Origin of the sequence: Salisediminibacterium beveridgei (genome assembly GCF_001721685.1) — a bacterium.
GTDB classification, from domain to species: domain Bacteria; phylum Bacillota; class Bacilli; order Bacillales; family Salisediminibacteriaceae; genus Salisediminibacterium; species Salisediminibacterium beveridgei.
Genome location: NZ_CP012502.1, coordinates 422,604 through 434,532, shown reverse-complemented (window position 1 = coordinate 434,532; position 11,929 = coordinate 422,604). Strand labels below are relative to the sequence as shown.

General features: G+C 49.6%; 11 protein-coding genes. 3 read left to right on the top strand and 8 right to left on the bottom strand.

Annotated elements, in window-relative coordinates; all coding sequences use genetic code 11:
* The first annotated feature begins 6 nt into the window (after positions 1-6).
* The 3 genes from BBEV_RS01890 to BBEV_RS01880 all read left to right on the top strand — a co-directional run bounded on the left by BBEV_RS01890 (position 7) and on the right by BBEV_RS01880 (position 2,994).
* A complete protein-coding gene (locus tag BBEV_RS01890; RefSeq protein WP_069363918.1) occupies positions 7-1,116 on the top strand; it encodes a TRAP transporter substrate-binding protein in 1,110 nt (369 codons plus the stop codon).
* Positions 1,117-1,211: 95 nt separating this feature from the next.
* A complete protein-coding gene (locus BBEV_RS01885) occupies positions 1,212-1,745 on the top strand; it encodes a TRAP transporter small permease (protein WP_069363917.1) in 534 nt (177 codons plus the stop codon).
* Positions 1,723-2,994, top strand: a complete 1,272-nt coding sequence (locus BBEV_RS01880; protein ID WP_084007170.1) for a TRAP transporter large permease — start codon at positions 1,723-1,725, stop codon at positions 2,992-2,994. Before BBEV_RS01885 ends, BBEV_RS01880 begins: the two co-directional genes overlap by 23 nt.
* 67 nt (positions 2,995-3,061) lie before the next feature.
* On the opposite strand, the gene BBEV_RS01875 is transcribed toward BBEV_RS01880, so the two are convergent.
* The 8 genes from BBEV_RS01875 to BBEV_RS01840 form a co-directional block, all read right to left on the bottom strand.
* The gene (locus tag BBEV_RS01875; protein ID WP_069363915.1) at positions 3,062-3,973 is read right to left on the bottom strand and encodes an AEC family transporter; all 912 of its coding nucleotides are present in this window, start codon (positions 3,971-3,973) and stop codon (positions 3,062-3,064) included.
* A gap of 36 nt (positions 3,974-4,009) precedes the next feature.
* Complete coding sequence (locus BBEV_RS01870) at positions 4,010-4,651, bottom strand: MOSC domain-containing protein (protein ID WP_198155046.1); 642 nt, start codon at positions 4,649-4,651, stop codon at positions 4,010-4,012.
* A 194-nt stretch (positions 4,652-4,845) separates the two neighbouring features.
* Positions 4,846-5,784, bottom strand: coding sequence for an HAD family hydrolase (locus BBEV_RS01865; RefSeq protein WP_198155045.1), 939 nt, complete (start codon positions 5,782-5,784; stop codon positions 4,846-4,848).
* Between the two features lie 101 nt (positions 5,785-5,885).
* The gene (locus BBEV_RS01860; protein ID WP_069363912.1) at positions 5,886-7,151 is read right to left on the bottom strand and encodes a PTS ascorbate transporter subunit IIC; all 1,266 of its coding nucleotides are present in this window, start codon (positions 7,149-7,151) and stop codon (positions 5,886-5,888) included.
* A 23-nt stretch (positions 7,152-7,174) separates the two neighbouring features.
* Positions 7,175-7,444, bottom strand: a complete 270-nt coding sequence (locus tag BBEV_RS01855; RefSeq protein ID WP_069363911.1) for a PTS sugar transporter subunit IIB — start codon at positions 7,442-7,444, stop codon at positions 7,175-7,177.
* Positions 7,445-7,474: 30 nt separating this feature from the next.
* A complete protein-coding gene (locus tag BBEV_RS01850) occupies positions 7,475-7,942 on the bottom strand; it encodes a PTS sugar transporter subunit IIA (protein WP_069363910.1) in 468 nt (155 codons plus the stop codon).
* On the bottom strand, positions 7,939-9,846 hold the full coding sequence (locus BBEV_RS01845; protein WP_069363909.1) for a PTS sugar transporter subunit IIA: 1,908 nt from the start codon (positions 9,844-9,846) through the stop codon (positions 7,939-7,941). The genes BBEV_RS01850 and BBEV_RS01845 overlap by 4 nt, the downstream gene beginning before the upstream one ends.
* Positions 9,847-10,350: 504 nt before the next feature.
* Positions 10,351-11,928, bottom strand: coding sequence for an N-acetylmuramoyl-L-alanine amidase family protein (locus BBEV_RS01840; protein ID WP_069363908.1), 1,578 nt, complete (start codon positions 11,926-11,928; stop codon positions 10,351-10,353).
* Position 11,929 lies beyond the last annotated feature (1 nt).

Below are 11,929 nucleotides of genomic sequence, written 5' to 3'. Positions count from 1 at the left end.
GTACTTATGAAGAAATCAGCATTAACCCTTGTCATGGCAGCATCTATTTCGTTCGCTGCCTGTGGTGTGGAGAGTGGTCAAACCGACAATGCCAACGCAGGAAATGACGGAGAGAATAACGCCAATGACATGAACAATGACGTGAGCGACACGAACGACGACGAAAACAATGAAGCCGAAACCGCCGAAGTGGAACACGAATGGCAGCTTGGCTGGAACTCCGGACTCGACGGCGACTCCAAAGGGGAGGCAGCCAAAGCCTTTGCGGAATACGTGGAAGCGGAATCGAACGGCCGGATTGAAATTGAATTTTTCCCGAATGAAACCTACGCCACTTCGCCGGAGATGATCGATGCCGTGCAGGTCGGCGCCCTGGATATGGCACTCCCTGGAGCCAATGAACTGGCAGGGCTCATCCCGGAATACGCCGCACTGTCCCTGCCGTTTTTAACCGAAGGCTTTGAGGAAGCCCACGCTGTCCTCGACGGACCGGTTGGCGACGACCTGAAAGCACTCGGGCGCGATGCCGGGTTTGAAACGTTGAATGACGTCGAAATCGGCTTCGCGCAGATCACCAACGACGTCCGTCCGATTGAAGTACCTGAAGACATCGAAGGGCTTTCCATCCGTTCACCAAACGACGTGAGTCTCATCGAAACCTTCAACGCACTCGGGGCATCTGTTTCGACCATGGCCTATACGGAGCTTTACAGCGGTTTATCCCAGGGCGTCATCGACGGACAGTTCAACCCGATGCTCAGCATTTACGATCAGAACATGCATGAAGTACAGGATTATCTCGCGGTGACGAACCACACCTACTATTATTCCTACTTCATTATGAATGCTGACCTGTTTGATACGCTCGATGAGGAGCTTCAGGACATCGTCCGCGAAGGTTCGGTCCATGCACGCGACGCTGCACGTGACTTCATCGGAGGTGAAGAAGAAGCGGCCCTCGAACGCGCAGAAGACGAGTTTGAAGTCGTGACGTACCCGGATCTTGAACCATTCCAGGAAGTTGTCCTCCCGGTTTACGATGAGGTGGCTGATGTGATGGGGGAAGAAATCATCCAATCCATGCAGGATTTCCTCGACGACTACCGGGGCGAGTAAGCTTTCCACCATCATTCTGTGAGCCTGATCATCTGTCAGGCTCACTTTCATCATCAGGGCTATGTCTCACCTGAGCCTGCCAAGGAGGGATCTGCATGCAAGTGACTACCGGAAACAAAAGCTGGTTTGACAGGGTGATTGACCAGTTTGAATCCATTTCATCCATCCTGTTGACTGCCTTGACGATCGTCGTTTTCGGCGAAGTCTTCAGCCGTTATGTGTTTCAGCTCCCTCTCGTTTTCTCCAACGAGCTGACGCTGATATTGTTCCCCTGGATGATCTTCCTCGGTGCCGTCGCTGTCACAAGAGACGACGGGCACCTGGCGGTTTCATATTTCAGGGATAAAATGCCCTATACCGTGCAGAAATTTTTATATGTATCGTCCAAATTCATCATGCTCGCATTTTCCATTGCCATGACGTATGCCAGCTGGATCTTTGCAGACAATGTTTCCAATCAGTTAATGCCGGTGCTTCGCATTTCCAGGATGTGGCTGTCTTTATCCATTACTATTGCATTTTTGATGATCAGCCTCGTCCTTATCAGACAGATTGTTTATATTTTGACGGATCGGATGAAGGTCCCGACAGAGGAGGATTTAGTTGATGATTTGGATCATGATTCTTAGTTTTTTCCTGTTAATCATCCTCGGGATCCCGATCGCCTTTGCCATGGGTGGCTCGGCCCTCCTTTATTTTCTCGTCGCCGGCATCCCCATGGAGATGTTCGCCCAGCGTTTTTTCTCCAATACCCAGTCGTTTGCGTTTCTGGCGATTCCGTTCTTCATCCTTGCCGGTAACCTGATGATCCACGGGAATATCGCCCAGCGCATCATCGGTGTGGCAGACGCGATGGTCCGTCAGCTTCCGGGCGGTCTCGGCTGTGTATCCGTCGTGACCAGTATGGGGATGGCCGGGGTGTCGGGCTCGTCGGTTGCCGATGCCGCCTCAACAGGCAGTGTTTTGATCCCGGAGATGAAGCGAAAAGGCTACAGTGCCAATTTCTCCGCTGCTATCAATGCGTCCAGTTCGGTGGTCGGGATCATCATTCCACCGAGTTCCACGATGATCATCATCGCATGGCTCGCGAATTTGTCTGTCGGCGAGATGTTCATTGCCGGGATCATCCCGGGCATTCTCGTCGGCCTCGCTTACCTCGGTACCACGGTTCTGATTGCGCTGAAACGGGGCTACCCGTCGGAGAGTAAACCGACACTGCGGGAATTCGCCGGGAAACTTCGGCATGCGGCACTGGCGCTCGTGCTCCCGATTATCCTGATCGGGGCCATCGTAAGCGGGATCGCCACCGCAACCGAAGCCGCATCGATTGCCGTCATGTATGCACTGATCATCGGTCTGTTTTTCTACCGGACCCTCACGTTAAAAACCATCATCGCCTCACTCCGGGAAACCGTCCGGGGCACAAGCATTGTCATGGTCACGATCTGCGCATCGATGATCTTCACCTGGGTGTTGATTTCGGAAGGCATTCCGCGGATGATTTCCGATGCGCTGCAGGGACTTGGACTTCCCGGCTGGGGGCTCCTCCTCGTTATGATTCTGATCATGCTGCTTGCCGGGATGATCATGGAGCTCGTACCGAACCTGTTCTTATTCATTCCGATCTTCATGCCGATCGCAACAGACGTCATCGGCATGGACCCGATGCACTTTGCGATGATCATGCTCGTCACTCTGGCTCTTGGCATGTTCACGCCACCAGTCGGTGCCACACTGTTCATTTCCTGCTACATCGCCAAGGTGAAAATCGAGCAGACGACGAAAGACGTACTTCCTTACTTCGGCGCCGGCATCGCCGTCGTGCTGATCATCTCCTTCCTCCCCTTCACCATCCTCTGGCTTCCGAGCCTGTTTTAAACGAAAAACGCGCCTTCCTCCCGTACTGCGGGAAAAGCGCGTTTTTTTCCATCTGTGATTCAGATAATTACGTCAGTAAAAGGAAGATCACCCACATCAACAAGAAGCTGACCATGTTCGTCAAGTTCACAATCCCGCCGGCCAGTGAGTCATTCAGCTTATTCTGGACCGCATACGGCAGTACCGCCATCCCCGTTGGCAACACCAGTCCGAGGAGGATTGTCGCCCGGTACAGATCGTCAAACGGCAGCAAAAAGAAGAGAACCAGGCCCACAGTAAGACCCGCCCCGTATTTGATCACGATCACTTTCATGAACGATGTCCACAAGGACCGGTCCAGATGAAATTCCAGATAAATCCCCAACAGTAACAGTACAAGAATGGCATTGGCTGAGGCCACCGTAGTCAGAATCTCCAACCCGAAATCCGGCAGCCGGATCTCAAACAGACTGATCATCAATGCCAGAACATACGCAATCAGCGGGAAAAATGTCAGAAGTTTCACCACGATAAAACGCACATCCACCTGCTTCTCCCCCGGCGCATAGAGAACCGCTGCAATATAGGCCAGACCGAAAATCAAGACCGCATTCCCCATATCGAAAAATGCCATATGCTTCAGACCCTCTGCGCCCCAAATCGTCTCGACGAAAGGATAAGCAAACAGACCGATGTTAAACCCGAGCAGGGAAATGACGAATACGCCCTGATCAGGCTGTGCTTCTTTTTTGAAGACCATGCGGGTGAAAAACAAAAGGGCCACGCCATACAAAAGAGCAATCAATGCCAGCCAGAGCAGATGCCCTTCGAAGGTCACTTCAGCAAACGTGACAATGATCAGTGCGGGCAAAGTTATATTTAAAATCAGCTTACTTAATGTCTGCCCTTCCCGCTTTGTAATGAGCCCCGTTCGCTTCACCACATACCCGATGGCGATGATCACCAGCGACACGAGAAATTGTTCATGAATTGCCCACATGTCCATGCACCTGCTCTCTGAACGGTATCAATCCACCTATTGATTCAATCGCTTCAATAACTCCCTCTTCAATCGTTCTGCCAAAAAAGGGACCTGCGAAAGTTCGCGCACCTCATCAGGATTGACAGACTTCGCATGAAGGAGGTCATGACACTTCGCAACCGTCCACGTCGAATTCGGACGCTCCATGAGTAGTACTGCCTGACCTGCTTTTAGATCACCTTCTGTAAGCACGCGAAAATACCAGCCCGTCCGGCCCGTAGCGAGAATCCTTCCCGTCAACGTCTTCTGCCCATAGCGGTATGCCGGTTTCCAGCAAGGTTGTCTGGGTTGAGCTACCTGAAGGAGCGCATCGCCGATCTGGTACCTGTCACCTATGTATACTTGCGTTTCATCCATACCGCAGATCGCGAGGTTCTCCCCCATGGCACCCATGCCCATAGCCGCCTCAGGCAAATCCGTCGCCCAGAAATCATAGTGAACGGACGGATAGGCAAAAACCGCCTTATCCGGTCCCCCGTGATTCTCCCTGTCCGCCACCTCATCGCCGGACAAACCAAGAGCGCCAATCCAGACAGGTCCATCCACTGCTTCTTTACAAATCGCACTGGACCAGGTTTGCGTTTTGAATTTTGCATGTGCCATTTGCTTCACTTGACCTGCCAACACTGTGCTCACGAAAGGCGTACTCATCAACGCATCCAACCTCCTGTTTGACGCTTCATCTAGCCGCAGGGCTCTCCCGATAGGACCTTCTTGATGCATTCAGCATATCAGAATCTCTGGTCCTGCTCCACTGTTCACATGATTTCGCACTTTATGTCATGCCCGCTCATTCCATCCCCATAAGAACAATCCGCGTGAACAGCGCCTTATTTAAACCGCATTTCCATGCCCAGTAAATAATCGTACACCCCGTTTTCATTATGGGTATAGCGGGTTTTTTGTTCAAATTGGCGTCGTAAATCTTCAGATCCATTCTTCATGACGACCGGGTGACCAGCCAGTTTCAGCATGGGCAGATCATTATTGGCGTCGCCGATCGCAAGCAGGTTTTGCGGTGTGACATGATAATAGTCCAGCAATGCCTCAACCCCCGTCGCTTTATTCACCCCATCTGCCATGATCTCCACGTTATGCTCGGAGGAAGAGGAAGTGGTGAAGCTGTAGCATTTACCCAATTCAGTAATGAGCTGTTTCCACCTTGAAACGGCTTCTTTACTTTTACTGAAGAAGTAGATTTTCACCACAGGGACATCCGGTAATTCGTCCACCCAGCTGATCTTCGTGTCCACCGCCTCTTGCCTTGACTTCGACTCATGAAGCGCAACGGTTGTATCCTCCGGGAAGATGACTTCAGCTTCGAGCATAGAGCGGTCCTCTGCCAGGGCGAACCGCTTTCCTTCTGCCGGATGAATCTCATAATAGATCCCTGCCAGCTGAACGTTTGTGAGCAAGTCTTTGACAAGGTCACGGTCTACGGCGTGCTCCTTTAACTTTAATGCATGCTGCCATCTCCCGCTGGCTCCGCCCTCTGTTTCATCCCCTTTCACCACCATGACGACCATCCCGTTTGCCCCTACGATCCCGTCCGGTGTGAACCCTTCCGGCAGCACATCCGCGGCTTCCAAAGCCGTGCGCCCTGTCGCTAAAAATACCCGAATGCCAAGGCTTTGCCACCGTTTCAAAAGTTCTGTCACTTCCTCACTGACGTGATGATTTTCGTCCAGTAATGTCCCGTCCATATCCAGTGCGACTGCCTTTACCATAGCCATCATCCTTTCGTTATAAAACGCCTTATCCTGTTTCATTGCCAAGTCACCCAAAATCATCTCACGTCACACATCTCAAAAGGAACAGAGGGTATTTCCCACTGTCCCTTAACAAAGCTCTATTATACACGATTTTTCAATTAACTGAACAAGTTGGCGAGAAGACCGATCAGAATGCCGACAACACCGAAGTCCGAATCCCCGAAGGTCGTATTCTCAAACCCGAGTCCTCCGAGAACCGGCAGCAAGAACGCCGGCAGGAAACTGATGAGTACCCCGTTGACGGCACCGCCAACAGCTGCACCGACTTTACCACCTGTCGCGTTACCAAAGACGCCTGCACCCGCTCCTGTGAAGAAGTGCGGTACGAGTCCTGGTATGATGACGGCAAGGGCAGTGATGCCCATCAGGAACATGCTGATCAGACCTGCAACAAAGCTGCTCAAAAAGCCGATGATAACGGCGGTTGGCGCGTAAGGGAAGATGATGGGCACATCAAGTGCCGGCTTCGCACCAGGTACCATCTTCTCCGCAATCCCTCTGAAGGCCGGAACGATTTCCGTCAGGATCATGCGTACACCGGCCATGATGATGCTGAAACCGGCAGCAAACGTAATCCCCTGCATGAGACCGAACATGATGTAGTTCTGTCCGCCGCTGTACTCACCGACAATGGTTGGTCCTGCAATCAGGACGAGAATCAGGAACATGATGATCATTGTGAGTGCCGTCGAGACAAGCGAGTCACGGAGGAACGACCATTTTTCCGGAATCTTGATGTCTTCCGTTGATTTCGATGCATCCCCCGTCGCTTGACCGGCGAGGCCGGCAGCAACATAACCGATGGTTCCAAAGTGACCCATGGCGATGTCATCGCCGCCGGTTACTTTTCGCATGAATGGCTGGGCCAAAGCCGGCATCAGCACCATCAATCCACCGAGGATCAATGAACCGGTCACAATCAACGGCAATCCCGTCATTCCTGCTGTACCAAGCGTGGCTGACAAAAGCGCGGCCATAAAGAACGTATGATGACCGGTCAGGAAGATATACTTAAGCGGTGTAAACCGGGCATAGAGAATGTTTGCAAGAAAACCAAAACCCATAATGAGTGCTGTTTCGGTTCCGAGCGTCTGCTGGGCAAGCGCCACGATGGCCTCGTTGTTCGGAATAACACCCTGAATATCAAAGCGGTCACGAATGATCCCGCCGAGGGCGTCGAGAGAACCGATCAATACGCCGGCACCGGCACCGAGAATAACGAAACCGATGATCGCCTTGACTGTTCCCGAGAAGACTTTCGCAATTGCCGCCCGCTGCAGTAAGAGACCCACCATGACAATGACACCGATTAATACTTCCGGTAAACTTAAGATTTCGTTCATTAAGAATTCAAAAAATGCCATTTCTTATCACTCCTTTACTTCATTTAGGCGTTCATAAATTCATCAATGGCTTCGGCCACTTCGTCTTCACTGGCCATGTTTTTGATGGCCTTTACGACTGTTGATCCTCCTTGAAGCTGGGAAGCAAACTCATTATTGGTCAAAATTAAATCCGCCTTCACGCTCGATGCTGTCCCGATATCGGTTGCCTCTACTTCTGCTGATACACCCTTCTTTTGCAGAGCACGCTCTGCCGTCATCTTCAATAACAAACTCGAACCAAATCCCATTCCGCATACGCATAATATTTTCATTGTATTCACTCCTCTTACCGCTTTGGCGGCTTATTGTTGATTCTCTTGAAATGCAGTGACGAGCTGAACCACTTCATCTTCTGATGACGCATTCAGCAGTTCTTCGATAAAGCTTCGGTCATCGATCCAGCCGGAAATATTCTGCAGCAATCCGAGGTGTGACTCGGAATCCACGGCGGCCAGGCAGATAAACAGTCTGGCTTCACTGACCTTTTCGTCAGTGCCGGCCGGAAACAGCACAGGGTGTTTGAACACGGTCAGGGACAACCCTGCCTGATTCACCCCTTTTTCCGGCCTGGCATGGGGCAGCGCCACATCCGGGGCAATCAGGATATACGGCCCCAGGTCGATAATGTTCTGGATCATCGCCTTCACATAAGTCTCTTCAATGTTGCCCTGCTTCAGTAAAGGCCGGGCACTGGTTTCAATTGCCTCCTGCCAGTCCATCGCCTTTTCTTCCCATTGAATAAAGTGGCGGGTCAGTTTTACCTCACTCATTCGGATCCCTCCATTAATCCCAGCCTGGACCAGTCCAGGAGATCGTCCACCCGGTCCTGATTCATTAACAGCTGATATAAATATTGCAGTTGTGGTATATGTGCGTGCTTATCCGGCGTTGCCATAAACAGCACAGCATGTGACTTCAGTTTATCTTCGACGAGATAGGGTTCAGTTAACTGCACAAGGCTGAAACCCGGTTTCATGACATCATCGGAGTCGGTATGAATAAATAACAGACCTGGAATGATTTCATAAAGATATTTTTTCTCAAAAACCGTCCGGATAATGTCACCATGAAACGCTTCGCCGACCAGCCCGTCTTCTTCAAGCATGGAGACACCCATCTGAATGATCTTCTCCAATTGTCCTGCGGGCGGTTCAGTGAAAACGGTGATCCTCGATGTTGGAATGACGGCGAAGATCGATTGCTGATCGTGGTTGGATGCGCCCGAATCCCGCTTCCGATCGGAATTTTCGATAAAGTGTTCCACTTTTTGAATTTCTTCATCGTTCATCACCGGTTTCACAGTGACATGCGGATAAGGACAATCATGCAACGTCACCGAGGAGACGATGAAATCCGGTTTCTCCCACTGTTCCCACGCCTCTATATCTTCCAGTTCAGAAATCGACAGCGTCCTTTTCACTTCAATTTTCGGAAAATGTTTCATCAGCGACACGGTCAGAAGCCGGCTTGCTGCCAGGCCGCTTGGGCAGACCACCCAGATCTGATACCGTTCATTTTCAAACGATGCCTTTTCATAAATTGCCGCCATACAAATTGCCAAAGGCACGAGCCGGTCAATCGTCCATCCCGCTTTGAGAAAGTCCGTCTCTTCCATTGCTTCTTGAATATGAAACAAAATAAAGGGATAGAGCTCCTCGATTTTTTCTCTCAGGGGGTGCATGATTGTGATGTCGTGCTCATCCGCAATGCGAAGTACCTGCCATTCGGTATAAATCTCCTTTAACTGCTTTTTGGAGAACCCCGTCAGTCCCATACGCTTACTCATCGCTTCCACAAGCTCCATAAACGCCGGATTATCCTTCACGCGTTCTGCAGGCTCTTCATAAATCCCCCCGGTTGCAAGCAGATAGAGATAGGCGAAGATTTTTTCGGAAGGGAGATCATCTGTGGCAAACGCTTCAGAAAGCTGTTGCCACATCTCGTGAAATGCCGGATCGACCGCGACAGAGCTATCGACTTCTTCATGGTCAATGAATGCACCATTTCTTGTCCGTTGCAAAAACAGTGCCCAGACCCGAAAACAGGCGGAAACATTCATCTTCTCTGTTCGATGTTTTGTGATGATTTTTGTAATCTTGTCCATATCTTTGAATGTGAGCGCCGACCAGTTCAAGTTTGGGAGGGGATTGACCGTATCCCAAGTGTCTTCAAGTTTTTCCATGATGGACAAAAGTGCCAATCGTTTGTGTTTTTCCGTTCCCGTTAATCGAAAGCCCTTATGGCCTCGCTCTAACGTCAACTGAAAGTGTTCAGCAATTCCTTCCACTTGCGGCATATACTGCAGTACCGTCGCTTTACTGACCTCGAGTTCTTCAGCAATCAACCGCAAGCTGTGCCAGTCATTCTGGATAATCAGTTCATGCGAGATCAACAGGATCCGTTCTTCTGCTGAATGGGAGCGTTCTTCGTAGTTCATCGTGTCATACAAGGATTTGAGCGAGTCCGCATCCGGGTTGGAAGCAAGTTTCCACATGCCTTGTCCGCTTACCCGCACCAATTCAATGTCATGTTCCTTCAGCAGTTCCGCAATGCTTTCCAAATCATAGCGAAGCGTCCGCTCCCCAACATTGAAAATCGTTTCCATATCCTTGTATTTAATCGTTGTCCGGCCATTGAGTATCATGTTGACAATTTGTCGTCTCCTGGCATTCACGTGATGTCCCTCCTTTCTATGGCTTTAGTATATAGCGGTTTCACACAAAAAAGAATGCGCTTACAAACTGAATTCGTTCGTAAATTGTTGCAATATTTTGAACGCTTGACCTGAAACCGTTGGTATTATTGGCGTTTGGCATTGGAAGTGTTGATTTTTTATACAGAAATGCTTGCCATTTGGGCAGCTTCGATCGGATGAAAGCTGTTAAAAATCCTTGAGTTTTCGTCAAACCAATGGCAAAATCCTATGTTGTCCCCATACTCCATTCCTTTAGCTTACTTAAACATTCCTATGTAATTAAAAACGCCAGGTACATCTCATGATTGTTACATTCATCGATTACCTGTGAAACTCACTCCTTATCATTGGTTATGAGTATCCTCATTAAAAGAAGAGGGAAGTGGTTACGATCGAAAAAGATTCGATCAGAAAAAAGAACACACTCATCTTCGATGAATGTGCTCTCTTTTCGGTATATATATGTTTCATCACGTTCACGCATCACTCAAAATACGCCTCAATCCCTTTTGAAATCGCCTTCGCAATATCATCCTGCCGGTTTTGAAGAATATGGAGATCTGACTGATTGGTCATGAATGCTGGTTCTATTAATATAGCCGGCATGGTTGCGGTCTGAAGCACTTGAATCCTGCCTTCTTTGATTCCTCTGTCAGCTGTCCCCAGATCATTCACCAGATGAGTCTGCACCCCTTGCGCAAGACGTCTGCTCTCATTAGAGAACCTTGCACCGCTGTAGTAGACTTCTGATCCGTTTGCCGACGGTACAGTGAACGCATTGGCATGAACACTCACAAAAATATCAGCTCCGGATTGATTGGCCTGATTCACTCTTGCGGTTCTCGACACCGTCTGATCCCCGGTCCGGCTCATTACAATCTTGGCCCCTTCGCGTTCTAACTCTGATTTCAGTTTTTGACTGATGGACAATGCAATATGACTTTCGTAAATGGTACTCCTCACAACTGCACCAGGATCGCGCCCGCCATGTCCCGGATCAATAAAAATCGTTTTACCCTTTAATGATCCGCTTCCTGAAGATCCGCTGTTTCCACTGCTTGCTTCATTATGAGAAAGCACTTTGACAAAATTCCCATGAATGAAAGCAGAACGGTTGTTATGGTTCACCTGATACCATTCACCTGATTGACCGGTCAAATTAACCTGCTGCCCTTGACGGTAACTGCCGACGATGCTGCTCGAAGTCGTCGCAGCTGATCTGATATTCAATGAGGAGGCCGTGATTTCTCCCTTACTGTTTAGTGCTGTTGCTCCCGAGGAAGAACTGGATGATGGTTCTTTCGATACGTTCACGAAATTCCCATGAACAAAAGCTTTTCTTCCGTTATGCCGGATTTCGTACCAGTCGCCGGATTTGGAAATCAGCTGAATGGAACTCCCCATCCATAGACTGCCAACAATCGAACTGGTCGTCGCAGGCTGTGAACGGACATTTAACCTGGAAGCCGTTACATTTCCAGCACCAGGTTCACTTCCAGTCACAGAATTACTTTCCCCGGAAGACGATTCAGATGAGCTTCCGGAAGAACCTGATGACCCCGAACTACCGGAAATCCGGACGAAATCAGAGAAAACATAGCCATCCCGATTATTGATTCTGATCTTGTACCAATCATTGGACGAACCGGTGACATTCACAGTTTGCCCCATTCTAAAGCCGCCAATGATCGGGTGTCTCACAGAAGGACCGGACCGGACATGTAAACTTGATGCCGTAATGGTTCCCTTGCCCGTCACCTGTTGCGAAGCTGAATGAACTTTAATATAAGACGAGTGGACATAAGCTGTCCTGTTTCGATATTCAATTGCATAGAAATCACCTGAAGAACCCGTGATTGACACTTTTGTCCCTCTTGGTATTCCTCCTATGACAGCTGAGGAGGTCGTTGCACGGTCCCTGACATTTAACGACGAGGCCGTTACTTCTCCTTCACGAATTTCATTTGCATAAACTGAACCAGTGTCCTGATCAACAAAGTATAAAGGAAATATCAACAGGCCAATCACAGCAAGGACAATGAATAATAGATATTTTTTCACC